This window comes from Streptomyces lasiicapitis, assembly GCF_014646335.1.
Taxonomy (GTDB): Bacteria; Actinomycetota; Actinomycetes; order Streptomycetales; family Streptomycetaceae; genus Streptomyces; species Streptomyces lasiicapitis.
Genome location: NZ_BMNG01000011.1, coordinates 113,020 through 137,423, shown reverse-complemented (window position 1 = coordinate 137,423; position 24,404 = coordinate 113,020). Strand labels below are relative to the sequence as shown.

At 72.2% G+C, this 24,404-nt stretch carries 23 protein-coding genes; 10 read left to right on the top strand and 13 right to left on the bottom strand.

Annotated elements, in window-relative coordinates; genetic code table 11:
* Nucleotides 1-40: 40 nt before the first annotated feature.
* The 7 genes from IEY91_RS24210 to IEY91_RS24180 form a co-directional block, all read right to left on the bottom strand.
* The gene (locus IEY91_RS24210) at nucleotides 41-1,030 is read right to left on the bottom strand and encodes a zinc-dependent alcohol dehydrogenase family protein (RefSeq protein ID WP_189175681.1); all 990 of its coding nucleotides are present in this window, start codon (nucleotides 1,028-1,030) and stop codon (nucleotides 41-43) included.
* Nucleotides 1,027-1,914 carry a carbohydrate ABC transporter permease gene (locus tag IEY91_RS24205; RefSeq protein WP_229697203.1) on the bottom strand — a complete coding sequence of 296 codons (888 nt, stop codon included), beginning with the start codon at nucleotides 1,912-1,914 and terminating at the stop codon, nucleotides 1,027-1,029. The genes IEY91_RS24210 and IEY91_RS24205 overlap by 4 nt, the downstream gene beginning before the upstream one ends.
* Nucleotides 1,911-2,861 (bottom strand): carbohydrate ABC transporter permease, encoded by a 951-nt coding sequence (locus IEY91_RS24200; RefSeq protein WP_189175680.1) that lies wholly within the window; start codon nucleotides 2,859-2,861, stop codon nucleotides 1,911-1,913. Before IEY91_RS24200 ends, IEY91_RS24205 begins: the two co-directional genes overlap by 4 nt.
* Nucleotides 2,858-4,228, bottom strand: a complete 1,371-nt coding sequence (locus IEY91_RS24195) for an ABC transporter substrate-binding protein (protein ID WP_189175679.1) — start codon at nucleotides 4,226-4,228, stop codon at nucleotides 2,858-2,860. Before IEY91_RS24195 ends, IEY91_RS24200 begins: the two co-directional genes overlap by 4 nt.
* A 174-nt stretch (nucleotides 4,229-4,402) precedes the next feature.
* Entirely contained in the window at nucleotides 4,403-5,164 is a 762-nt protein-coding gene (locus IEY91_RS24190; protein ID WP_189175678.1) for a DeoR/GlpR family DNA-binding transcription regulator, read from the bottom strand.
* Nucleotides 5,165-5,487: 323 nt separating this feature from the next.
* Nucleotides 5,488-6,687, bottom strand: a complete 1,200-nt coding sequence (locus tag IEY91_RS24185) for an alpha/beta hydrolase family protein (RefSeq protein ID WP_189175677.1) — start codon at nucleotides 6,685-6,687, stop codon at nucleotides 5,488-5,490.
* A 121-nt stretch (nucleotides 6,688-6,808) separates the two neighbouring features.
* Nucleotides 6,809-7,618, bottom strand: a complete 810-nt coding sequence (locus IEY91_RS24180; protein ID WP_189175676.1) for an NAD-dependent epimerase/dehydratase family protein — start codon at nucleotides 7,616-7,618, stop codon at nucleotides 6,809-6,811.
* Nucleotides 7,619-7,830: 212 nt separating this feature from the next.
* Between IEY91_RS24180 and IEY91_RS24175 the strand changes: the two genes are divergently transcribed.
* From IEY91_RS24175 to IEY91_RS24165, 3 genes are all read left to right on the top strand, one after another.
* A complete protein-coding gene (locus IEY91_RS24175; protein ID WP_189175675.1) occupies nucleotides 7,831-8,772 on the top strand; it encodes a 5-dehydro-4-deoxyglucarate dehydratase in 942 nt (313 codons plus the stop codon).
* A complete protein-coding gene (locus tag IEY91_RS24170; protein ID WP_189175674.1) occupies nucleotides 8,769-9,935 on the top strand; it encodes a hypothetical protein in 1,167 nt (388 codons plus the stop codon). Before IEY91_RS24175 ends, IEY91_RS24170 begins: the two co-directional genes overlap by 4 nt.
* An 80-nt stretch (nucleotides 9,936-10,015) precedes the next feature.
* The gene (locus IEY91_RS24165; RefSeq protein WP_189175673.1) at nucleotides 10,016-11,437 is read left to right on the top strand and encodes a S28 family serine protease; all 1,422 of its coding nucleotides are present in this window, start codon (nucleotides 10,016-10,018) and stop codon (nucleotides 11,435-11,437) included.
* Here IEY91_RS24165 and IEY91_RS24160 read toward each other — a convergent pair.
* Complete coding sequence (locus IEY91_RS24160) at nucleotides 11,412-12,620, bottom strand: MFS transporter (RefSeq protein ID WP_189175672.1); 1,209 nt, start codon at nucleotides 12,618-12,620, stop codon at nucleotides 11,412-11,414. The two genes, IEY91_RS24165 and IEY91_RS24160, sit on opposite strands and share 26 nt — an antisense overlap.
* A 137-nt stretch (nucleotides 12,621-12,757) precedes the next feature.
* On the opposite strand from IEY91_RS24160, the gene IEY91_RS24155 reads away from it, so the two are divergent.
* The 7 genes from IEY91_RS24155 to IEY91_RS24125 all read left to right on the top strand — a co-directional run bounded on the left by IEY91_RS24155 (nucleotide 12,758) and on the right by IEY91_RS24125 (nucleotide 18,851).
* A complete protein-coding gene (locus tag IEY91_RS24155) occupies nucleotides 12,758-13,357 on the top strand; it encodes a TIGR03086 family metal-binding protein (RefSeq protein ID WP_189175671.1) in 600 nt (199 codons plus the stop codon).
* A 153-nt stretch (nucleotides 13,358-13,510) separates the two neighbouring features.
* Nucleotides 13,511-14,266, top strand: coding sequence for a GntR family transcriptional regulator (locus tag IEY91_RS24150; RefSeq protein WP_189175670.1), 756 nt, complete (start codon nucleotides 13,511-13,513; stop codon nucleotides 14,264-14,266).
* Complete coding sequence (locus tag IEY91_RS24145) at nucleotides 14,263-15,216, top strand: dihydrodipicolinate synthase family protein (protein ID WP_189175669.1); 954 nt, start codon at nucleotides 14,263-14,265, stop codon at nucleotides 15,214-15,216. Before IEY91_RS24150 ends, IEY91_RS24145 begins: the two co-directional genes overlap by 4 nt.
* Nucleotides 15,213-16,952 (top strand): L-arabinonate dehydratase, encoded by a 1,740-nt coding sequence (gene araD / locus IEY91_RS24140; protein WP_189175668.1) that lies wholly within the window; start codon nucleotides 15,213-15,215, stop codon nucleotides 16,950-16,952. Before IEY91_RS24145 ends, araD begins: the two co-directional genes overlap by 4 nt.
* Before the next feature lie 89 nt (nucleotides 16,953-17,041).
* A complete protein-coding gene (locus IEY91_RS24135; RefSeq protein ID WP_189175667.1) occupies nucleotides 17,042-17,776 on the top strand; it encodes a CPBP family glutamic-type intramembrane protease in 735 nt (244 codons plus the stop codon).
* Nucleotides 17,773-18,111: a PadR family transcriptional regulator gene (locus IEY91_RS24130; protein WP_164326035.1), complete on the top strand. Its 339-nt coding sequence runs from the start codon at nucleotides 17,773-17,775 to the stop codon at nucleotides 18,109-18,111. The genes IEY91_RS24135 and IEY91_RS24130 overlap by 4 nt, the downstream gene beginning before the upstream one ends.
* Nucleotides 18,108-18,851 (top strand): DUF1700 domain-containing protein, encoded by a 744-nt coding sequence (locus IEY91_RS24125; protein ID WP_189175666.1) that lies wholly within the window; start codon nucleotides 18,108-18,110, stop codon nucleotides 18,849-18,851. The genes IEY91_RS24130 and IEY91_RS24125 overlap by 4 nt, the downstream gene beginning before the upstream one ends.
* Nucleotides 18,852-18,914: 63 nt before the next feature.
* On the opposite strand, the gene IEY91_RS24120 is transcribed toward IEY91_RS24125, so the two are convergent.
* The 5 genes from IEY91_RS24120 to IEY91_RS24100 all read right to left on the bottom strand — a co-directional run bounded on the left by IEY91_RS24120 (nucleotide 18,915) and on the right by IEY91_RS24100 (nucleotide 24,403).
* On the bottom strand, nucleotides 18,915-20,360 hold the full coding sequence (locus IEY91_RS24120; protein ID WP_189175665.1) for a peptidoglycan D,D-transpeptidase FtsI family protein: 1,446 nt from the start codon (nucleotides 20,358-20,360) through the stop codon (nucleotides 18,915-18,917).
* A gap of 98 nt (nucleotides 20,361-20,458) precedes the next feature.
* Nucleotides 20,459-21,130, bottom strand: a complete 672-nt coding sequence (locus IEY91_RS24115; RefSeq protein WP_164326038.1) for a response regulator transcription factor — start codon at nucleotides 21,128-21,130, stop codon at nucleotides 20,459-20,461.
* 27 nt (nucleotides 21,131-21,157) lie between these two features.
* Nucleotides 21,158-22,459, bottom strand: a complete 1,302-nt coding sequence (locus IEY91_RS24110) for a sensor histidine kinase (RefSeq protein ID WP_229697202.1) — start codon at nucleotides 22,457-22,459, stop codon at nucleotides 21,158-21,160.
* Entirely contained in the window at nucleotides 22,456-23,490 is a 1,035-nt protein-coding gene (locus IEY91_RS24105; protein ID WP_189175664.1) for a hypothetical protein, read from the bottom strand. The genes IEY91_RS24110 and IEY91_RS24105 overlap by 4 nt, the downstream gene beginning before the upstream one ends.
* A gap of 139 nt (nucleotides 23,491-23,629) precedes the next feature.
* Nucleotides 23,630-24,403 (bottom strand): IclR family transcriptional regulator, encoded by a 774-nt coding sequence (locus tag IEY91_RS24100; RefSeq protein ID WP_164326040.1) that lies wholly within the window; start codon nucleotides 24,401-24,403, stop codon nucleotides 23,630-23,632.
* Nucleotide 24,404: the final 1 nt, after the last annotated feature.

The following is a 24,404-nucleotide window of genomic DNA, read 5'->3' as shown; positions in this document are numbered from 1 at the left end:
TGATATGTGCCGGCGCATATCAGCCCGTCCGGCAGGACCCCTACGGCACCACCACAATCTTCCGCCCCACCCCCGCCGCGAACTGCCCCAACGCCTCCGGATACCGCGTCAGCGGCACCCGATCGCTGATGAAGACATCGGGGTCGAGGACCCCGGCCGCGAACAGCTCCGCAGCCCGTTCGTAGCTGTGCAGCACGGCCATGGACCCGGTGATGGTGATCTCCTGGTTGTAGATCCGGTACGGATCGATCGTCACGCGCGTGGCGTAGTCGGCCACCCCGAACTGCAGAAACGTCCCCGCCTTGGCGACCCGGCCGAGCCCGTCCTGGATGGCCGCCGCGTTGCCGGTCGCGTCGACCACGACGTCCCAGCCCTGCGGCCGGTCAAGATCGTCGGCGCTCGCCCCGGTCCCGGTGACGCCGAGCTGCTCGGCGGTGGCGAGCCGCTCGGCGTTGAGGTCGACGACGTCGACGCTCGCCGCCCCGGTCCGCTTGGCGAGCTCCAGCATCATCAGGCCCATGGTCCCGGAGCCGTAGATGAGGACGTGCGCGCCGAGTCGCGAGCGCAGCACGTCGTAGCCGCGCACCGCGCAGGACAGCGGCTCGATGAGGGCGGCGTCCTGGGTGCGGACGTGCTCGGGAAGGCGTACGCAGTTGGCGACCGGCGCGACCGCGTACTGCGCCGCGCCCCCCGCCGTGGTGACACCGATGGCGGCCCACCGCTCGCACATGTTGTTGTGGCCGTCGCGGCAGTAGCGACACTCGTAGCAGTAGAGGGAGGGGTCCACGGCGACGCGGTCGCCCACGGACAGCTCCGTGACCGCGGTGCCCACGCCGACCACCGTGCCGGCGAACTCGTGCCCCGGCACCACCGGCAGCGTCGGCGCGAACTCGCCCTGCAGGATGTGCAGATCGGTCCCGCAAAGACCGCACGCGGCGACTTCGACGACCACGTCGCGCGGCCCCGGCGTGGGGTCGGGGACCTCGCCGACCACGGCCTTGCCGACGGACTCGATGATGGCGGCTTTCACTTGACGGCTCCCAACGACAGACCCTGGACCAGCTTGTCCTGGGCGGCGAACCCCGCGGCGAGCACCGGCAGGGAGATGACGAGCGACGCGGCGCACACCTTGGCGAGGAACAGGCCCTGGCTGGTGATGAAGCCGGTCAGGAAGACGGGGGCCGTCTGCGCGACCACCCCCGTCAGGACTCGGGCGAAGAGCAGTTCGTTCCAGCTGAAGATGAAGCAGATCAAGGACGTGGCCGCGATACCGGGGAGTGCGATGGGGGCCACCACGCGCGTGAGGATCGTCGGCAGGCGCGCGCCGTCGATCTGCGCCGCCTCGATGATCGCCACCGGCACCTCGGACAGGAACGACTGCATCATCCAGACGGCGATCGGCAGGTTCATCGACGTATAGAGGATGACCAGGAGCCAGATGTTGTCGAGGAAGTCGGTGTTCTTGGCGAAGAGGTAGATGGGGAGGAGGCCTGCCACCACCGGCAGCATCTTCGTCGACAGGAAGAAGAACAGGACGTCCGTCCACTTCTTCACCGGGCGGATCGACAGCGCGTACGCCGCCGGGAGGGCGAGGACCAGCACGAGCAGGGTCGAAGCCGTCGACGCCACCAAGGAGTTGATGAGCGAGGGCCAGGGGCTCGCGCCGCCGCCCGAGCCGAAGAACTCCCGGTAGCCGTCCAGGGTCAGGGACGCCGCGACCGAGGGCGGGTTGGTCGCCGCGTCCTCCTCCGAGTGGAAGGACGTCAGCGCCATCCAGGCGATGGGCAGGAAGAAGAGGAGTCCGGCAAGCCAGGCCACGAGGCCGAGGCCCGCTCCCTTGGTGCGCGCGCGGAACACCTTCGGTGTGCGGGGCCCTTGCGTCTGTACGGTCTCCTGCGTCGTCGCGGCGCTCATGCGCGGGACACCTCCTCACGGAAGAGGGACGACACCACGCGGAGCGCGAAGGTCGCGATGATGATCGAGCCGATGACGACGAGCACACCGGCGGCGGACGCCAGGCCGTTCTCGTGGGCCTGGTAGAAGCTCTGGTAGACGGTGTAGGGCAGGTTCGCGGTGCCGAGGCCGCCGGATGTGATCGTGAAGACCGCGTCGAAGTTCTGCACGATGTAGATCGAGCCGAGCAGGGCGCCCAGTTCGAGATAGCGGCGCAGGTGCGGCAGCGTGAGGTGGCGGAAGACCTGCCAGTTGCTCGCGCCGTCCATGCGGGCCGCCTCGATGAGCTCGGTGTCGCGGCTCTGCAGCCCGGCGAGCAGGATCAGCATCATGAACGGCGTCCACTGCCAGATCAGGGACAGCTCGATGGCGATCAGCGGGGTGTTGGAGATCCAGTCGGGCTGCGTCGCGCCGTCGCCGCCGACCCAGTGCAGGATGCCGTTGAAGAGGCCGTACTCGGGGTTGTAGAGCACGTGCTTCCACAGCAGCGCCGCGGCCACGGGCACCAGCAGGAACGGCGCGATCAGCAGCGTGCGCACCACGCCCCGGCCGCGGAACTTCCGGTCGAGGAGGAGGGCGAGGCCGAGGCCGATGACGAGGCTCGCGAGGACGACCGTCGCGGTGAGCAGGATCGTCGTCCACACGGACTTGCGCAGGTCGGCGTCCGTGAGGACCTCTTGGTAGTTGGCGAGTCCTGTGAAGCTGCGGGCGTCCGGGTAGAGCGCGTTCCAGTCGAAGAAGGAGATCACCAGCGTGGCCACGAACGGCAGCTGGGTCACGGCGATCATGAAGATCAGGGCGGGCAGCAGGGGCGCCCGGGTGGCCCAGGCGCGCAGCCTTCCCGAGGGGCGCCGTGCGGACGAGGGCACGCGCGCGTGCGTGACGGTGGTGCTTGTCGTGGCGGTCATCGTCCCTCGTACTCCTCGGAGATCTTCTCGGCGAGCTTCTGGGACTTCTCCAGGGCCGACTCGACGGACTGGCGTCCGGCGATGGCCGCGCTGATCTCCTGCGAGACCCGGGTGCCGAGGTCGGTGAACTCGGGGATGCCGACGAACTGGATGCCGGGCGCGGGCCGGGGCTGCACGCCCGGATCGCGCGGGCGGGCATCGGAGATCGCGGCGCGCATGACGCCCTGGAAGGCGGCGGCCTCCTCGCGGTACTTCGGGTTCTCGTACGTCGAAGCGCGCTTGCCCGCGGGCACGTTGGACCAGCCGATCTTCTCGCCGACGAGGTTCTCGTACTCCTTGCTGGACGCCCACGAGATGAACTTCCAGGCCTTGTCGGGGTTCTTCGAGGCCTTCTGCAGGCCCCACGCCCAGGTGTAGAGCCACCCGGAGCTCTCCGTCCTCTCCACCGGCGCCGGTACGTAGCCGATCTTGCCCTTGACCGGGGACTTGGCGGCCTCCAGGGAGCCGGCCGCGGCCGTGGCGTCATACCACATGGCGGTCTTGCCCTGGGTGAGGTTGTTCAGGCACTCCGCGTACCCGGACTGGGCCGCTCCGGACTCGCCGTGCTCGCGCACGAGGTCCACGTAGAAGCGGGTCGCCTTCTCGAACTCGGGGGAGTCCAGGCGCGCCTTCCAGTCCTTGTCGAACCAGGTGCCCCCGAAGGTGTTGACGACGGTCGTCAGCGGCGCCATGACCTCGCCCCAGCCGGGAAGCCCGCGCAGACAGATGCCCTTCATGCCCTTCTCGGCGCCGTCCACCTCGGCGGCGAGGTCCGCGACCTGCTGCCAGGTGGGCTTCTCCGGCATGGTCAGGCCCTTCTTCTTGAAGACGTCCTTGCGGTACATCAAGAACGACGACTCTCCGTAGAAGGGCTGTCCGTAGAGCTTGCCGTCCTCACCGGTGAGGGACTGGCGCATCGGCGGCAGGATGTCGCGCTGGTCGAACGCGCGGTCCTTGCGGGTGTAGGGCCCGAGGTCGCGCAGCCAGCTGTTCTTGGCGTAGATGGGGATCTCGTAGTTGCTGAGCGTCGCCACGTCGTACTGGCCCGCCTGGTTGGCGAAGTCCTGGCTGATCTTGTCGCGGACGTCGTTCTCGGGCAGCACGGTGAAGTTCACCTTGATGCCCGTCTCCTTGGTGAAGTGGGCGGCGGTGAGCTTCTGCAACTCCACCATCTGCGGGTTGTTCACCATCAGTACGTTGATGGAGTCGCCGCCGGAACCGGTCCCGCCCGCCCCGGCCCAGCAGCCGGCGAGCAGCGGGGTGAGCAGCGTCCCTGCGGCGGTCGCGACGAGCAGGCGCCGCGGCCTCCGTCGGCTCTGGGTTCGCATGAATCGCTCCTGAACAGTGGGGACAGAGGAGGGGGTGGGGGATGGGGGACGGGGTGACACGGGGCACTTGAGGGTGTGCGGTGCCGCACCGGCGGCCATGTGGGGAGCCGGTGTGCGGAGGACGAGCGGGTGGGAGACGGGCGGGAAGCGGTTGTCGGGCCGGTGCCCGGGCGGTCAGACCCGGATGACCTGCGGGCCCTGCAGGGAGTAGCGGTGCGCCTCGGAGGCGGGCAGCTGCGTGTTGGTGACGATGGACTCCAGGTCGCCCACGCCCGCGAACCGGCAGAAGCTCGTCGCCCCGAACTTGGTGTGCACGCCCGTGAACACGGTCCGCCGCGAGGCGCGCATGGCCTGCGCCTTCACCTCGCTGACGGCGGGGTCGGGGGTGGTGAGGCCGTGTTCGCGGGAGATGCCGTTGGCGCCGATGAACGCCAGGTCGATGACGAAGCCCGCGAGCATGCGGGTCGTCCAGTGGTCGACGGTCGCGAGCGTCCCGGCCCGCACCCGGCCGCCGAGCAGCAGCACGGTCACGTGCTCCGACTCGGCGAGCACGCCCGCGGTCGCGAGCGAGGCGGTGACCACGGTCAGCGGCCGGTTCTTGGGCAGGGCCTCGGCGATGAGCTGGGGGGTGAAGCCCTCGTCGATGAAGACGGTCTCGGCGTCGCCGAGCTGCTCGGCGGCGGCGGCCGCGATCCGGCGCTTCTCCGGCACGTGCATCGTCGTACGGAAGGCGAGCGTCGTCTCGAAACCGGCGCTCTCCACCGGGTAGGCGCCGCCGTGGGTGCGCCGGACCAGGCCGTGGTCCTCCAGGGCGCGCAGATCGCGGCGCACGGTCTCCTTGGCGACGCCGAGCTCGGCCGCGAGGACGGTGACGTCGACGGACCCCGAGTGGCGGGCCGCGCGCACGATCTGCCGCTGGCGTTCCTCCGCCGTCATGGGCGCCACCTCTTCCCCGGAGACTTCGCTCGCACAGATCCACTGTGCTGCCCGTTCGGGCCTGTGGGAAGTTTCTACAGCGCGGGGAAGGGGCTGGCCAGGCGCACGCCGGGCCCGATGATGCCCGGATCCGCCCGTTTGCCGGGGCGACTGCCTGCGGGACGGGCCGATCATGTGCCCGATGATCGGCCCGTGCTGCCCGTTTGCCGCCCGATCGGTGATCGGGCGGCCGGAAATGAACGGTCGGGAAGTCCGACGGTCCGACGGTCCGTGCCCGTCGGGTCCTGTCGGGTCCTGTCGGGTCCCGGTCTCGTCGGGTCCCGTCAGGGCCGGTGGAAACCGACCTCGGGGTGGGCGGACGTCGGCCCGTCGAGCAGCGGCTGGCCGACGCCGCGCAGGTGCCGCTCGAAGAACGCGCCGATGTACGCGCGGGTGATCCGTTCGGCGCGGGTGCCCGTGATCGGGGCCTCGGGGTCGTCCACGCCGAGCTGGCCGAAGACGACCGGTGCGTCGGTGAACGTGAAGTGCCCGGACCCGGCCACGGTCAGCCACCGCTTCCAGCCCTCGAGGCCGGGCCACGCCTCGGCCCAGTTGTAGGGCCCGTCCGGGCTTGCCGTGGACTCGGTGCCGAGGAGCAGGAAGGGGCGCTCGATGCCGTGCGGCCTGATGTGGAAGCCGCCGTCCATGTTCATGCCCGCCCGCACCCGCCGGTCGGTGGCCATCAGGGTGGCCGTGGCGGCGCCGCCGATGGAGTGCCCGCCCATCCCGATCCGCTTGCCGTCGATCATGCCGGAGTGCCGCCAGGTCGCCTCGCCCGTCCTGCCGCCGACGAGCCGGTCAAGTACGTACGACAGGTCCTTGGCCCGGCCCTCGGTGATGCGCGGACCCGAGTCGCCCCCGCCGTCCTTGCAGCCGACGCAGGGCAGCACGCGCCCGCCGCTGAACTCCGCGCCCGCCGCCTCATAGGCGTGGTCGACCGTCGCGACCACGTACCCCCTGCTCGCCAGGTCCTCGGCGAGGTTCGTCAGGGTCGAGCGCGGCGCGGTGAAGCCGGGGGAGAGCACGACGAGGGGGAACTTGCCCCGCGCGGCGGGCGCCCCGGTGCGGGCGTAGGTGCGCGTCGAGCCGTAATCGGCGGCCGTGACCTGCCCGTCGAGCTCGAAGTGCTTCAGCAGCTCGCGGGCCGCCGCCTCGGAGGTGTACGCGGTGGGCCTGCCGCCCGCCGCCCGCGCCGGGTAGTACATCGACGCCATCAGCTCCCGCGCCCCGGCCGCGGGCACCCAGGGGTCCTCGCGGCTCTTGTCGACCAGGTGCAGGGTGTCGCGGCCGACCGCGAACCGGCCGGTGGGACGCGGGAGTTGGGGCCGGGAGGCGGTCGTGTCCGCGGCTGCCGTGACGGTCGCGGCGGCCGGGGTGGCGGGGGCGGTCTGCGCGAGGGCCGTGGCCGGGAGCGGCACGGACAGCGCCAGGGCGATCGCGGCGGCGACGGCAAGCCCGCGCACGACGGTTCGGGTTCGTGTCATGGCAACTCACGCTAGCGAGCGGCGGATCGGCGCACGTCGCCCCGCGGGCTGACCCGCGCCCGCCCGCAGGCGTACGGAACCGTCAACTCCAAGGATGAGCCCGACAGCCGTCAGGGAGAGCTCAATATGGCCACACTGGCGGATTCGTGCAGAAGTGGCCGCCCAGGTAGGTGTGGTCGGGGTTGTCGGGGTCCAGCTCGCCGTGCTCGGCGACCAGCTTCTCCGCGAACTGCTCGGAGTCGTCCTGGGGTTCGTAGCCGAGCGCTCGCGCGGACGACAGGTCCCACCACAGCCGGGTGTTGGCCGACGAGCCGTACACCACGGTGTGCCCGACGTCCGGCGCGGTGAGGGCCGCGTGGAAGAGCCGCGCCCCGTCGCCCGGCGACATCCACACCGACAGCATCCGGACGTTCGCGGGCTCCAGGAAGCAGGACCCGATCCGCACGGACACCGTCTCGACGCCGTGCTTGTCCCAGTAGAACTGCGCCAGATCCTCGCCGAAGGCCTTCGACAGGCCGTAGAAGGTGTCGGGCCTGCGCGGCGTGTCCACCGGGATCAGCGGATCGTCGCCCACCGGCCGCGGCGTGAAGCCCACGGCGTGGTTGGAGGAGGCGAAGACGACGCGCGGGACGCCCTCCTCGCGCACCGCCTCGTAGAGGTTGTGCAGGCCCTCGATGTTCGCCTTGAGGATCTTGTCGAAGGTGGACTCCAGGGAGATCCCGGCGAGATGGAGGACGGCGTCGACGCCGCGCACCGCCTCGCGCAGGGCGTCCCGGTCGGCGAGGTCCACCGTGCGGGCGTCGGGTTCACCTTCGACTGGCCGAACGTCGAGCAGCCTGAGGTCGTAGCCGTACGCGGGCAGAAGTCCCCGCATCAGAGTGCCGAGGCCACCGGCGGCGCCGGTCAGCAGGACAGTGCGGGGAGCGGGCATACGGTGATCTCCTCGTACGCGTTCATGTATGCGATTCACATTCGTGGACACGCTAGGGAGCGCCGCGCCCAGGAGTCAAGTGTGGCGCGGAGTCGGTGAATCCGCTCCTGAGTTGCGGGTTTGCCCGCTTGACCGGCCCGGCTCGGCGGCCTAGCGTGGGCGCGTTCAGGGATGTAGACATGAATCAGAAACGTGCACGCTAGGGAGCGCCCGTGACGTCAGCCCCTCTCGCCTCTCGGCTCCGCGTTCCCAGCGGACCGCTGTTCTTCCCCGTCACTCCGTACGGGGCCGACGGCTCCGTGGACATCGAGACGTTCCGTACGCATGTGCGCGCGGGCGTGGAGGCGGGCGCGGCCGCGGTGTTCGCCTGCTGCGGCACGGGCGAGTTCCACGCGCTCACCCCCGAGGAGTTCCAGCGGCTCGTCGCGGCCGCCGTCGAGGAGACCGCGGGCCGCGTCCCGGTGGTCGCGGGCGCCGGATACGGCACCGCGCTCGCCGTGCGGTACGCGAAGCTGGCGGAGGAGGCGGGCGCCGACGGGCTGCTCGCCATGCCGCCGTACCTCGTGGTCGCCGCGCAGGAGGGCCTGATCCGGCACTACACCGAACTGGCCGCGGCCACCTCGCTCGACGTCATCGTCTACCAGCGCGACAACGCCGTCTTCACGCCCGAGACGGTCGTCGAGTTCGCCCGCGCGGACGGCATCATCGGCTTCAAGGACGGCCTCGGCGACCTCGACCTGATGCAGCGCATCGTCAGCGCCGTACGCACCGAAGTTCCGGGCGAGTTCCTGTACTTCAACGGCCTTCCCACCGCCGAGCTGACCGGCCTCGCCTACCGCGGCATCGGCGTGAGCCTCTACTCGTCGGCCGTCTTCTGCTTCGCGCCCGACCTCGCGCTCGCCTTCCACAAGGCTCTGAACTCCGGCGACGACGAGACGGCGGAACGCCTCATCGACGGCTTCTACCGGCCCTTCGTCGAGCTGCGCCAGCAGGGCCGGGGCTACGCGGTCTCCCTCGTCAAGGCGGGCGTGCGGCTCGCGGGGCTCGACGTGGGCGGGGTGCGGCCGCCGCTGCACGAGCCGTCCGACGACCACGTCAAGCGGCTCGCCGAACTCATCGAGCACGGCCGGTCGTTGCTGCGGGAGGGCGTGTGAAGGCGTCCGCGTTCCTCTACCCGTGGGACGTCGTCGGCGACCCGGCCGCGCCCGCGCGGATCGCCGACCTCGGCGTGCGGCAGGTGACGCTCGCCGCGGCGTACCACTCCACCCGCGCGCTCACCCCCCGCCATCCGCGCCACCGCGTGGTCACCGCGTCGTACGCCGCTGTTCTGTACGAGCCCGGCGAGCGCTGGTGGGGCCGCGCCCTGCGCCCCCACCCGGCCGGGGACTGGGCCCCCGGTGACGCCTACGGGCAGGCCGCCGATGCCCTCGCCGCGGCCGGGCTCGACGTGCACACCTGGGTGGTCCTCGCCCACAACTCCCGTATGGGTGCCGAGCATCCGGAGACGTCGGTCGTGAACGCCTACGGCGACCGTTACGCGTGGGCGCCCTGCGTCGCGCGGCCCGCCACCCGCGCCTACCTCGTCGACCTCGCCGCGGAGGCCGCCGTCCGGCCCGGCGCGGGCGGTACCGAGCTGGAGTCGTGCGGCTGGTACGGCCTGGCGCATCTGCACGCCCACGACAAGATCGCGGGGGTGGGCCTCGGCGAGGCCGGCCAGTACCTGATGTCGCTGTGCTTCTGTGCCGACTGCCGTGCCGGGTACGCCCGGCAGGGGCAGGACCCGGACGAGCTGGCGGCGGCCGTGTGCCTCGCCCTCGAACCGGTGTGGCGGGGCGCGGCCGCCGCGTCCGGGTGGGCGGGCGTCGAGAAGCTCCTCGGCGCCGAGAGGGCTGCGGTCACGCTGGCCTGGCGGGAGGAGAGCGCCCGCGCGCTCCAGGAAGCCGCGGTCGGTGCCGTGCGCGCGGCGGCTCCCGGCGGCTTCCAAGTGCTTCTGCACGCCGACCCGGTGACGTACCACTGCGGGGCGAACGCCGGAGTGGACCCGCGGCACATCCTGGCCGTGGCCGACGGCGTGGTCGTGCCCTGCGCCCAGGGCCCCGAACCGCTGGCGCCGTTCACCGCCCACGCCGGGGAGGACACCGTCATCGCCGCCAACCTCACGGTCGTACGAGGCATGGGCGGCAGCCCCGCCACGCTCGCCGACGACGCCCGGCGCGCGGCCCGGCTCGGCGCCACTGAACTGCGGCTTTACCATGCCGGGTTGGCCTCGGACGAGGACCTCGCCCTGGTCGGAAAGGCCCTGTCGCGCAGCGGCTGACACCGGCTACGATCCGCGCACCACACGCCGCTCCCGGGGGCAGGGCCCACGCTTTCGCGGCAGGACTCAGAGGAGACAAGGTGCGCAACAAGGGGATATCCGCGCTGGTCTGCGCCGGCCTCACGGCGGGTGCGGCGGTGCTCGCGACCACCGCGCCCGCGGCCGCGCAGACCGGCCCCCGCCCGTCCGACGCGGCCGAAACCCACTCGTCCGCGGTCACCGGGAATCAGCCGTACACATCCGCGGTCACCGGGAACCGGCCGTCCACGTCCGCCGACATCCGCGAACAGCTCGAGAACATCCCGGGCATGACCGTCGTCTCCGTCACGGACAAGGAGGGCCACCCCCTCTACTCCCTGACCTACCGCCAGCCCGTCGACCACCGGCGCCCGCACGGCGGCACCTTCACCCAGCGCCTGTCCCTCTGGCACAAGGCCACCGACAAGCCGACCGTCCTCTACACCGGCGGCTACACCCTCGCCCAGAACACCACGGCCCTCACCAAGCTGATCGACGCCAACCAGGTCAGCCTGGAACACCGCTACTTCGAGCAGTCCCGGCCCTCCGGCGCCGACGGCCGCGACTGGACCAAGCTCACCGTCCAGCAGGAGGCGGCCGACGAACACCGCATCACCCGGGCCCTGCGCACCATCGAGAAGGGCAAGTGGCTCGGCACGGGCGGCAGCAAGGGCGGCATGACCGCCACGTACCACGAGCGCTTCTACCCCGACGACCTGGACGCGGTCGTCGCGTTCGTGGCGCCCAACGACGCGAACAACCGGGACGACAGCGGCTACGAACGCTTCTTCCGCACCGTCGGCACCAAGGAGTGCCGCACCGCCCTGAACGCCGTGCAGCGCGAGATGCTGGTGCGCCGCGACGCGCTCCTGCCCAAGTTCGAGGCCGACGCGAAGGCGAACGGCCAGACCTTCCACGAGACCCTCGGCACCACCGACCGTGCCTACGAGTTCGCCGTCCTCGACCAGGTGTGGAACTTCTGGCAGTCCGGCACCGTCGCCGACTGCCCGACCGTGCCCGACGCCAAGACCGTCGGCGACGACGAGCTGTACGACTGGTCCAAGAAGCACGGCCTGAGCGTCTACCACGACGCCGAACTCGGCGAGCACACCACCGGCCCCTACTACCGCCAGGCCGCCACCCAACTCGGCTGGGCCGACCTGAAGTTCAAGCACCTCAAGGGTGTCCGCCACTACCCCGACATCTACCAGCCGAACTCCGTCCTGCCCCCCGCCATGCGCGGCTCCTACAACAACAGCATCATCGCCGACGTGGACCGCTGGGTAAAAACCCGCGGCCAGCGCATGATGTTCATCTACGGCGAGAACGACCCCTGGAGCGCCGAACGCTTCCGCCCCAGCCACCGCGACTCCTACCTCTACGAGGTCCCGGGCGCCAACCACGGCGCCACCATCGCCAAACTCCCCGAACCCCAGCAGTCCCGCGCCATCGCGACGATCAAGCGGTGGGCGGGCGTGAAGTAGCGGGCGCGGAGACGGCTCGCAGCAGGGGCGCGGCGATCAGCAGCCGTGCCCCTGCCAGGACGCAGAGCAGCAGCCGGAGTTCGACGAGTTCGACGAGCGCCGCGCCCAGCACGATGCCGATCGCCGTCGGCGTGAACATCAGCGTGTTCGCGGTGGCGGCCACCCGCCCCACCAGCTCCCCGGGCGTCTCGCGCTGCACGGCAGTGAGCGCGGCGACGAGCACGCACGGCAGCCCCACCCCGTTGGCGACGCTGCCCGCGAGGACCGCCGCGTCCCAGGGCAGCGCGTTCAGCACCGCCGAAACGCCGGTCAGCGCGATCCCGGCGCCCGCGAACCGCCGCCCGCCGAACCGCCGCATCAGGGCACCCGAGGCGAGCCCGACGGCGACGGACCCGACGCCCTGTGCGACGTACAGCACGCTCGTGTACGTGGGGGAGTGCCCCAGTGCCTCGACGATCGCGTACACTAGGGCGCCGCCGAGCCCCGACGACAGCATGGTGAGCCCGCCCGCGACCACCAGCGGACGCAGTCGCGCGTCACCCCACAGGTGGCGGGCACCGCGCGCGGTGCGCTCCCGCCACCCCTCGGGGTCGGGCGCCGGGCGGCCCTCGGACACCCGCAGCAGCGCGAACATGCCACCCGCGAGGACGAAGGTGACGGCGTCGAGCAGCGCCACGCGGGGCCCGCCCCAGGAGGCGAAGACGGCGGCACCGGCGAGCGGCGCGAGCAGCTTCATGCCCTCGTTCGCGGCCATCCGAAGGCCATTGAAGTCACCGAGCAGATCCCTGCCGACCGCCCCCGCCACCAGCGCCGCCTCCGCCGCGTCGGTGACGACGCCGCACGCCCCGTACACCACGAGGACCGCGAAGAGCAGCCACAGCCACGCCGCCGAATCCACCCGGAGCAGCGCGAGCAGCAGCACCCCGAGCCCCGCGTTCACGGCGACGAGCAGCGGCCGCCCGCGGGTGCGGTCGGCGAGCGTGCCGAGGAGGGGGCCGAACAGCAGCGGGGCCCACAGGGCGAGGGCGCACAGGGCGGCGAGGCCGTCGGAGCCGGTCAGCTCCTTCACCCAGATGCCCGACACCAGCGTCATCGCGGAGCTCCCGAAGCCGGAGACCACGACCGCCCCCAGGCAGAGCCCCGCGTTGCGGTCCCGCAGGACACGTCCGATCGTCGTTGCCATGCGGCCGATGCTCGTGCTGAGGCCCCCGGCCGGGATCGGGCAGATGCCTTATCGGGCGCCGATGAGTTCGGGGCGCGGCGGGAGTCTCTCTGAGGAGAGGGCAGTGCACGGGCGGCCCCGGGACGAAGGAGAACCCCATGCCGGACGACCGATACGAACTGCCGAACTTCGGGCCGCAGACGCGGCTTGTCGCGCGGGTCGCCGAAGGTGTCAAGGACGATCAGCTCGACGGGCCCACCCCCTGTCCCGACTACGCCGTACGCCATCTGCTCGGCCACGTCGTGCACCTCACCGGGGCCTTCGCCGATGCCGGGCGCAAGCGGCTCGGGCCGAGCACGGACACGGATCCGTCGAGCAGCGTGCCGGACCTCGGTGAGGGCTGGCGGGAGGATCTGCCGCGGCTGCTCGGTGAGCTCGCCGAGGTGTGGCGGGACCCGGCCGCCTGGACCGGGGAGACCCGGGCGGGCGGCGTCGAGCTCACCGGTGACATCGCGGGCGTGGTCGCCCTCAACGAACTCGTCCTGCACGGCTGGGACCTGGCCCGCGCCACCGGGCAGGAGTACGCCCCCGACGAGGCGAGCCTCGCCGTCTCCTACGCCATGGTGTCCGCCACGGCCGCGGAGTCGCCCGACGCGCGGGGCACGATGTTTGGCCCGCCCCTGCCTGTCGCCGACGACGCTCCGCTCCTGGAGCGCGTGGTGGCGCTGAGCGGGCGCGATCCCGGCTGGCGGCCCTGACCCCAGGGCCCGACCCCAAAGCCTGATCGCAGGGCCTGATCTCGGCAACATCCCCTGACGTCACACCCGTTGACGGAACACCCGTGCCGCGCCTAGCTTCGTCGCGTCGTACTTCATGCGTCATATATGAGACGCGATACGCGAGAGGCGGACATGACCTCAGCGCACCTGCCGGCGGGCGACGCCCCGTCGGCGCCCATTCCCTCCCGGACCCAGTTCGTCCTGGAGGCGATCAAGCACCGCATCCTCGCCGGGCAGTTGCCGCCCGGAACCCCGCTCGTCGAGACCGACCTGGCCGGCTTCTTCGGGGTGTCCAAGACGCCGGTCCGCGAGGCCCTGAAGACCCTCGCGGGCACCGGGCTCGTCGTCATGAGCCAGTACAAGGGCGCCACGGTGCGTGAGGTGGACGCGGACATGGCGCGCGAGGTGTACGACGTGCGGCTGCTCCTCGAACCGGAGGCGCTGCGCCGTTCCGTGCGGCGCGGCGCCCCGCTGGAGGTGGCCGCCGCCGCCCTGGAGCGCGCCGCCGCGGCCCCCGACGCCGCCGAACGCTCCCTGGCCAACCGGGACTTCCACCGCGCTCTGTACGCCGACTGCGGCAACCCGCTGCTCACCCGCACCCTCGACGGCCTCCGCGACCAGGCCGCCCTGGTCTCCACCGTCGCGTGGGCCGCCGACCCGTCCTGGGCGACGGAGGCCGCCGAGCACGCGGACATCCTCCGCCTGGCCCGGCAGGGCGCGGCGGACGCGGCGGCGGGGGCGCTGCACGATCACATCGAGTCGTTCGTACGGAGGGCTGTGCGGGCCACGGGGGCCTCCGGCCGGGTTGCGGGAGAGACGTCCGGGCAGGACGTGGGGCAGGCCTCCGGCCAGGGCTCCGGCCGGGGTGTGGAAGGAGCCCTCGCGTGACGGCGTCCGCGTGGGTCCCCGGCCCCGGCCCACGCCCCGGCCCCGCGCCTGGCCCTGACCCCCGCCGCACCGCCCTCGCCGACGTCGTCGCCATCCCCGTCACCCCCTTCGTCGAGGACGGCTCCCTCGACCGCCCGGCCCACCGGGCCCTGCTGCGCCGCCTGCTCGACGCGGGCGTGCGCACCCTCACGCCGAACGGCAACACCGGCGAGTTCTACGCCCTGAGCCCCCAGGAACGCCGCGTCGTCACGGAGCAGACCGTCGCGGAGGCGGGGGAGCGTGCCGAGGTCGTCGTCGGCGTCGGCCACGACCTGGCGACCGCGACCGCCGACGCCCGGCACGCCGCCGATACCGGCGCGCACCTGGTGATGGTGCACCAGCCCGCGCACCCGTACGTCTCCGGCGCGGGCTGGGTCGCCTACCACCGCGCCGTCGCGGAGGCCGTGCCCGGCCTCGGCGTCGTGCCGTACGTCCGCGACCCGAGGCTGCCGGGCGCGCGCCTCGCCGAGCTGGCCGACGGCTGCCCGAACGTCCTCGGCGTGAAGTACGCGGTACCGGACGCCGTCCGGTTCGCGGGCTTCGCGCGGGACGCGGGCCTGGAGCGGTTCGTGTGGGTGGCGGGCCTCGCGGAGCCGTACGCGCCCTCGTACTTCTCCGCCGGCGCCACCGGCTTCACCTCCGGCCTCGTGAACGTGGCGCCCCGGCTCTCGCTCGCGATGCACGACGCGCTGCGGGCCGGCGACCACGCGACGGCGATGACCGTCTGGGAACGCGTACGCCGCTTCGAGGAATTGCGGGCAGCCGACGGCTCGGCGGACAACGTGGCGGTGGTCAAGGAGGCGCTGGCGGCGCTCGGCCTGTGCCGACGCGACGTACGCCCGCCGAGCAGCGTGCTGCCGGAACGGGCGCGCGCGGAGGTCGCGGGGATCGTGGCGGGGTGGGTGGCGTGAACGTCCCCGCCGCCGCACGCCAGTTGCGCAGCCACCAGTGGTACGGCAGCGGTGTCTCATCGGGCCTCCGTTCGTTCTCGCACCGTGCCCGCACCCGTCAGCTCGGCTATCTCCCCGAGGAGCACCTGGGCAAGCCGGTCGTGGCGATCCTGAACACCTGGTCGGACATCAACCCCTGCCACGTCCATCTGCGCGAGCGCGCCCAGGCGGTCAAGCGGGGCGTGTGGCAGGCGGGCGGCTTCCCGCTGGAGTTCCCGGTCTCGACGCTCAGCGAGACCTTCCAGAAGCCCACCCCCATGCTGTACCGCAACCTCCTCTCCATGGAGACCGAGGAACTCCTGCGCTCCTATCCCGTGGACGGCGCGGTGCTGCTCGGCGGCTGCGACAAGTCGACGCCCGCGCTCCTGATGGGCGCCGCGTCCGTCGACCTGCCCACCGTCTTCGTGCCCGCCGGGCCGATGCTGCCGGGCCACTGGCGCGGCGAAGTGCTCGGCTCGGGCACGGACATGTGGAAGTACTGGGACGAGCGGCGGGCCGGTCTCATCGGCGACTGCGAGCTGGCCGAGCTGGAGAGCGGCCTCGCGCGCTCGCCCGGCCACTGCATGACGATGGGTACGGCGTCCACGCTCACCGCCGCCGCCGAGGCCCTCGGCGTGACGCTGCCCGGCGCCTCGTCGATCCCGGCCGTGGACTCCGCGCACGACCGCATGGCCGCCGCGTCCGGCCTGCGCATCGTCGAACTCGTACGCCGGGGCCGCACGTTGTCGCACCTCCTCACCGCCGAGGCGTTCCAGGACGCGGTGACCACGGTCCTCGGCCTCGGCGGTTCCACCAACGCCGTCATCCACCTCGTCGCGATGGCCGCGCGCGCCGGCGTCCGCCTCACCCTCGACGACTTCGACCGCACGGCACGCCGGGTCCCGGTGCTCGCCAACGTGCGGCCGGGCGGCACGACGTACCTCATGGAGGACTTCCACTTCGCGGGCGGCCTGCCCGGCTTCCTCTCCCGCATCCCGGACCTGCTGCACCTGGACCGCCCCACCGTCGCGCACGACACCCTGCGCGAACAGCTCGCCCCCGCCCGGGTCCACGACGACGACGTCATCCGCACCCGCGACAACCCCCTCGCCACCGAGGGAGGCGTGGCCGTCCTGCGCGGCAACCTCTGCCCCGACGGCGCCGTCATCAAGCACATCACCGCCGAGCCCCGCCTGCTCAAGCACACCGGCCCGGCCGTGGTCTTCGACGACTACCGCACGCTGCGCGCCACCATCGACGACCCCTCCCTCGGCATCACCGCCGACCACGTGCTCGTCCTGCGCGGCAGCGGCCCGAAGGGCGGCCCCGGCATGCCCGAGTACGGCATGCTCCCCCTCCCCGAACACCTGCTGAAGCAGGGCGTGCGCGACATGGTGCGGATCTCCGACGCGCGGATGAGCGGCACCTCGTACGGCACGTGCGTGCTGCACATCGCGCCCGAGTCGCACGTCGGCGGCCCCCTCGCGCTGGTCCGCACCGGCGACACGATCACGCTGGACGTACCGGCCCGCACTCTCCAACTCAACGTTTCGGACGAGGAGTTGACCCGCCGCAGGGCACAGTGGACCCCACCTCCGGCCCGCTACGAACGCGGTTACGGAGCCCTGTACGCCGAGCACGTCACGCAGGCCGACCAGGGCTGCGACTTCGACTTCCTGGCGAGACCGGGGGCGGTCCCCGACCCCTACGCGGGCTAGCCGACCGCATCAGTCGGCACCACTGGCTAGGTTGCATCCCTAACTAGCTCGCATTACGGTCTAGGCAGTTCGATCGCCAGGGGGACCGCATGACCATCTCGCCGGACTTCACCATGCCCGCAACCGTCCTTGCGGGCGCGCTCGGCGGCTATCTGCTGCTCGTCGAGCCGTGGCTCGGCCGCCGGATGTACGCCTCGCTGGCGCGCCGCAGAGCCACCCAACCCCGGGCGCTGAAGCGCTACTTCACCCTCACCATCGCCCTGTGGTGGGCGTTCGCCGCGCTGGCGGTGGCGGTCCTGCTGCTCTCGCCGGACACCACCGCCGCGGACTTCGGCCTCACCGCACCGGACAACCCTCTGTACGTCGTCGCGGCCGTCCTGCTGTTCGGGGCGGTCTCCGTCGCGTCCGGGCGGGCCTTCCGCGAGATGGCCAGGGAGGGCAAGCACATCCCCGGCCGCGCGGCCATCGAGGCGATGCTGCCGCGCACCGCGGCGGAGCGCCGCCTGGCGATGGCGGCCGCCGTCACCGACAGCGTCTGCTCGGAGCTGGTGTACCGAGGCCTGCTCATCGCCTTCGGCGTCGGCGTACTGGGCCTCGAACTGCCCGTGGCGGCGGCGCTGGCTCTGGCCGTGTACGCCCTCGCGGGCTGGTACCAGGGCGGCTCCGGCGTCCTCGTCTTCGCCCTCTTCGGCGCGCTGCTCACCGGCCTCTACCTGGCCACCGGCAGCCTCCTCCTGCCGGTCGCCGTACACGCCATGCTCACCGTGCGGGACCTGCTGATCCCCGCACCCGAACTCCCGCAGGCGCAGGGCGGCACGGCGTGACCGCGGACCGCCGCGCGAGCTGGTTCAAGGGAGTCCTCGACCTGCTGGTCCTGGCCTCCCTCACCGACGGCGAGAGCTACGGCTACGAGATCGCCAAACGCCTGGGCGCGGCGGGCTTCGGCCAGATCAAGGGCGGCACGCTGTACCCCGTCCTGAACCGCCTGGAGGAGGCGGCGCTGGTGGCGGCGGAATTCCGGGCGACGGAGAAGGGTCCGGGGCGCCGCTACTACACCCTGACCGCGGAGGGACGCGAAGTCCTCTCCGAGCAGGGGGAGTTGTGGCTGGCGTTCGACGGTTCGGTACGTGAGGTCCTGGCGCGGGCGGGAGTGCGATGAACGCGGAGCCGTACTTGGCGGACCTGGGCACGCGGCTGCGGGGGCTCGGGCTGCCCGAGGAGCACGTCCGGGTGACGCTGGCGGACCTCGGGGAGCACCTGGCGGAGTGCGGGGGCGTACCGGAGGAGGAGTTCGGGCCGCTGGAGGAGTTCGCGCGCGAACTGGCGCCTGCCGCAGGGCGGACCGCGCCGGACACCACCCGTCCCGACCCGGACGCCGAGACCTGGCGCTGGACCGCCGACACCTTCGTGGACGAGGAACTCCTTGGGCGCTTCGGGGACGAGGGCTGGGAGGTGGAGCGGGTGGACGCGCTCGGCCGGTTCGTGTGCCGCCGCGACCGGGACCGCCCGCAGCGGTGGGAGTACCGGCGGGAGCTGGTCACGCGGGGACGCGAGGGCCTGGACGAACGGCTGGCCCCCGACGGCTGGGAGGCGTGCGGGAACTGGCTGGTGCACGCGTGGTTCAAACGCCCACGCGCAGCAAGCCTGGGCCCCGCAGCGGAACTGCCCACGCCCCCGCCCCCACCCACCCGCCACACCTTCCGCAGCCGCCGCTTCTACGCTGCGCTGGCCTTGGCGATCACAGCCCTGACGGCATCGGGCATCACCGCAGCTATCCACGACGGTGGCAACCCAGCCTCAGGCCTGGGCTTCACAACAGGCCTGTTGGCGGGCGGAGTGCTCCCACTGGCCCTAGTCCTGGCCACCCACCTACGACGTGGCCGCCATCCACAAAAGTGACCGTCGACCTGGGCTGCTCTTAAGGGTCGGGAGTCGCCCCTGGCGGCCCCGGGAACCCGCAAGCTAGCGCAGCGCCGCGCGCATCATCGCCGAAGCAATAGGCGCAGCCAACCCGTTCCCGCTCACCTCGGACCGCGAGGCGTCCGAGGACTCCACGATCACCGCGACAGCGACCTCCTTGCCGTCGCCCCCCTTGGCGTAGGACGTGAACCAGGCGTACGGCGTCTTGGAGTTGTTCTCACCGTGCTGAGCGGTACCGGTCTTGCCGCCCACGGTGGCCCCGCTGATCTGCGCGTTGGTCCCGGTCCCCTTGGAGACCACGGTCTCCATCGCGGACTGCAACCCCTCGGCGGTGGACGAGCTGACCACCCGCTCCGCGCCGTCACCGTCGTAGTCCTGGAGGACGTTCCCGTCCGAGTCCGTGACCTTGGAGACCATGTGCGGAGACGCCAGCTCCCCGCCGTTGGCGATCGCGGCGGACACCATGGCCATCTGCAGCGGCGTGGCCGTGACGTCGAACTGTCCGATGCCGGTGAGCGCGGTCTGCGCCTTGTCCATGTCGGAGGGGTAGGCGCTCTTGGAGGCCCGCACGGGCACGTCCAGCTTGTCGGCGTTGAAGCCGAACTTCTCGGCCTGCGACTTCACCTTGTCCTGCCCGAGGTCGACGGCCATCTTGGCGAAGACGTTGTTGCAGGAGTACTGCAGCGCCGTACGGATCGTCGCGTTCTCGCAGGGAGCTGAAGAGCTCTCGTTCTTGAGGACGGTCCGCGTGCCGGGCAGCGTGTACGGATTGGGGCTCACGGTCTTCTCGTCGACGGAGCCGTAGAGCCCGTCCTCGAGCGCGGCCGCGGCCACGACCAGCTTGAACGTGGAACCGGGCGGCAGCGGCTGCCGCATCGCGCGGTTCACCATCGGCTTGTCCTCGTCGGAGGTGAGCGCCTTCCAGGCGTCGCCGTCGGTGAGGCCGCTGATCTTCGACGGGTCGTACGACGGCGTGGACACCATGCCGAGGATCTTCCCGGTCTTGGGATCGATGGCGACGGCGGCGCCCTTCTTGTCGCCGAGGGCCTTGTACGCGGCCTTCTGCACGGCCGGGTCGATGGTCGTCAGGACCTCACCGGGGTCGGCACGCTTGTCGGTGAGCGTGTCGAGGGGGTTCTTGAGGCGGTTGTCGGTGCCGTCGAGGAGGTCCTTGTAGATGCCCTCCAGCTGCGTGGCGCCGTACACCTGCGAGCTGTAGCCGGTGACGGCGGAGTACAGCGGGCCGTCCTTGTAGGTGCGTTTGTACGCCAGGTCACCGCCCTTCGTGCGCTTGGAACCGGTGACGGCGTCCCCGGCCACGATGATGTCGCCCAGCGGGTACGCGTACTGCTCGATCGCGTTGCGCCGGTTCAGCTTGTCGTCCGCGAGTGCCTTCGAGTCGTGGAACTGCACCCAGGTCGCCCGCACAAGCAGGGCGAGCACCAGGAGCAGCACGAAGACCGAGGTGTGCCTGATCGTCTTGTTCATCCCACAGAAGGACGAGCACGCCGCCGCGTTCCGTTCCCCTCTTGCGGCGATGTGTCCGTTTTCTCAGAAGCTCTTCATGAACCGCGCCGCTCAGGAGCTCAGCTCTTCATGAACCCCGCCTCGTACGCCGCGATCACCGCCTGCGTACGGTCCCGCGCCCCCGTCTTCGCGAGGACCGCCGCCACATGCGTCTTCACCGTCGCAGGACCGACCTCCATCCGCGCGGCGATCTCCGCGTTGGTCAGCCCGGCCGCCATCTGCCGAAGGACCTCGCTCTCGCGTCCGGTGAGCCGCGCGATCCAGGGCGCCTGCGCGGTCTCGGCGGCGCGCGCGTGCTCGGCGGCAAGCGCCCGCACGGCCGCCGGGAACAGCAGCGAGTCGCTGCGCGCCACGAGCCGCACCGCCTGCACCAGCGCCTCGGCCTCGGCCCGCTTGAGCAGGAAACCGGACGCTCCGGCGCGCAGCGCCTCGTACACGTAGGAGTCGTTCTCGAAGGTCGTGACGACGACGATGCGCGGCGGCTCGTCCATGCCCCGCAGGATCTGCTCGGTGGCGCGGATGCCGTCGATCTCCGGCATGCGTACGTCCATGAGCACCACGTCGGGCTTCAGCTCGCGCACGACGGACACCGCCTCGGCGCCCGTCGCCGCCTCGCCGACGATCTCCAGGTCGGGCTCGGCGGCGAGGATGGCGCGCAGCGCGGTGCGCACCATGCGCTCGTCGTCGGCGAGCACGATGCGCAGCGGGGCGGGCGATGCGGCGTCGGTCATGGGGTCTGTCCTTCCGGTCGGGTCATGTCATGCGTGGCCCGTGAAGGGCAGGCGTACGTGAAGTCTCCAGACGCGGGCGCCGGGAGCGCCGTCGGCGGGCCCGGCCGCCGCGGTGCCGCCGAGGAGGCGGGCGCGGTCGGCTATGCCGCGCAGGCCGTGGCCGCCGCCGGTGCGGGCGGGCGCGGGCTCGGTGCGGGCGGCGTCGGGGAGCGGGTTCTCGGCGACGATCTCCAGGCCGGAGCCGTCGAGCCCGACGCGCAGGGTCACCGCGGTGTCGGGGCCGGCGTGCTTGAGGGCGTTGCTCAGGGCCTCCTGGACGATGCGGTAGCCCTCGCGGGACACCATCGGCGGCAGCGCCCCGGCGCCCTCGGGCCCGAGCGCGCCGAGGTCGACGGAGGCGTCGACGCGCAGGCCGCCCGCGCGGGTGCGGCGCAGGAGTCCGTCGAGGTCGCCGCCGAGCGTGGGCGCAGGGGCGGTGGAGCCGCGCTCGCCGCCCTCGCGCAGCACGCCGAGGACGGCGTCGAGTTCGCCGACGGTGCGGCGGGTGGTGTCCTCGATGGCGGCGAGGGCCTCGCGGACGAACTCCGGGTCCCGGTCGAGGACCTTGCGGGCCGCGCTCGCCTGGAGCGTGACGGCGCTGAGCGCGTGGCCCACCGAGTCGTGCAGTTCGCGGGCGAGGCGGTTGCGCACGGCGAGGTCGGCGGCGCGGCGCTCGGCGTCGGCGAGCCGGTCGGCGGGCGTGGGCCCGAGCAGCAGCGGCGCCCAGCCCGCGAGGAGGGCACCGGCGCCCGCCGCGCACCCGGCGAGCGCGACGAGGGACAGGGTGCCCGTGACCGGCGCGAGCGCGAGCACCCAGGGTTCCCGCAGGTTCTCGGGGAGCCCCAGCCAGGAGTCCCCCAGGCCCACGAAGACCGGCAGGACGATCTGGAACGACGCGAACGGCACGAGCCCGAGCGTCATCCCGCTCATGACCCCGCCGAAGCCGAGGTGCAGCGTGAACCAGGCCATGGTGCGCCCGCGCGCGGCCCGTGACCGCGGCGGCCCGTCGGCCAGCGAGTCGTCCGGCACCTCGCACAGCGCCCGCACCGCCGCCACCGACATGGGCCGGGTCAGCGGGAACAGCGCGGTGATCGCGGCGAGCGGGAGCCCGAACGCGAACGACAGGAGCTGCGAGGAGAACGAACCGAGCATCATGGTCTCGCCGAGCAGCGGCCCGGCCATGATCGAGCCGACCAGGACGTACGGCATGGCGAGCGCGCCGCCGAGGATCAGATGGATCCACCGCCGCCGCGTCCGCCGCCCGACGAGGGCCGCCGTGAACCGTCTCACGCCGGGCGGCGCGGGGCCTCGGCCGCGCGCTCCTTGAGGAAGCGCACGCCGGTTCCGGCCACGAGCGTTCCGATGATCATCTGCACAGCGTAGGCCAGAAGCATCACGGTCGTGGGCCGGTCCGCCACGTCCGCCGAGCCCGCGAACGACGTCGCGAACATCCACGCGCCCCAGCACCCCACCGCCCCAGAACCGGCCCAGGCGAGCCCGAGCGCGACCTTCACCGGCAGCGCGGGCGGCCGCCGGAACGCGAGGGCGAGAGCTCCGGCCACGGCCGCCGCCAGGTAGCCGACTTCGAGGGCCGAGAGGACGTAGAAGTCAGAGGTGCGCTCCGCGACACGCGTCTCGTTCAGGCCGACCGTCGACCCGGCCGCCCACAGCAGCTTCAGCCCGGCCGGGAACAGCGCGAGCACGGCCGCCGCCACGGCCCCCGTCCGCATCGCCCGCCCACCGGCCACGGCCCTGGGCAGGTCCCACACCCGGCCCCGCCACACGTGCCCCCACCGGTCACGTGCGTACAGGACGAACAGCAGCCCCAGGCTGAGCCCTTGCAGGATGAACCCGCCGTACACCACCCCGAAGACCCACTCGTCGAGGAAGGGCTTGTGGCCGGTGTCCTCGGGATTGTTCACGGACCCGCCGAGCGCCCGCACCGCGAGCTGCGTGGGGAACCCGGCCATGATCGGCAGGAGCAGCCCGGTGGCGGCCCACATGGGCAGGCCGAGCAGCCAGGCCGGGACGCGGCGCCCCCAGGGTCGGGTCAGCAGCAGCGCCAGGACGATGACGGAGCCGTCCATGAGGACGGTGAGGCTGTTGGCCGCCGCCAGCAGGCCGCGGTGCTCCAGGAGGGAGCTGCCTTCGGGGATGCCGATGTGGCTGCCCGCGATCCAGGCGACCTTGAGGGAGAGGTACGGGACGCAGGAGGCGATGGCCACGGCGCGCAGCAGCCGACGCGGTCCGCTGAGCGTGCCGGGGGTGCCGAGGGGCGCCGCGCTGCGGGCGGCCGGTGCGGGGACGTGTGCCTGAGTCATGCCTCCACGTTCGCGCGCCCGCCCCGGCGGCACGTCCTGCCTGCCGGTGAACCGCCTCCGCCGCGCGGGGGAGGCGGCGCCGGGGCCGGGACGAGTCGGCCTCAGAGCCGGAGCCCCGGCGGCGGGGCCCAGCGGTGCCTCAGAGCCGCCGCGTGGCCAGCGTCAGCCGGTCCCGCGCGTCGAACAGCGCGTCCTTGACCATCTGCTCGTGGGCGGGCGTGAGCCGGGCCACCGGCACCGAGCAGCTGATGGCGTCCCGCGCGGGGGTGCGGTAGGGGATGGCCACGCCGAAGCAGCGCAGGCCGAGGGTGTTCTCCTCGCGGTCCACGGCGAAGCCCTGCTCGCGCACCGTACGCAGCTCCTCGATGAGCTTCTCGCGGTCGGTGATCGTGTTCTCCGTCAGCGACGGCAGGTTCTCCGGCAGCATCTTGCGGACCTGCTCGTCGGTGTGGGTGGCGAGCAGCGCCTTGCCGAGCGAGGTGGAGTGCGCGGGCAGGCGGCGGCCGACGCGGGTGAAGGGGCGCAGGTAGTGCTGGGACTGGCGGGTCGCGAGGTACACCACGTTGGTGCCGTCGAGGCGGGCCAGGTGGATGGTCTCCGTGGTGTCGTCCGAGAGCCGGTCGAGGGTGGGGCGGGCCGCGGCGACCACCTCGTCGCCGTCGATGTACGACGTGCCGACGAGCAGGGCCCGTACGCCGATGCCGTACCGCGTGCCGGTCGCGTCCGTCTCGATCCAGCCCAGCTCGACGAGGGTGCGAAGGAGCATGTAGAGGCTGGACTTGGGGTACCCGACGGCCTCCTGGACGTCGGCCAGCGCGTGCATGCCGGGCCGGCCCGCGAAGAACTCCAGCAACTCCACCGTGCGCACCGCGGACTTGACCTGCGCGCCCCCGCCCGTCTCCCCAGCCGACATC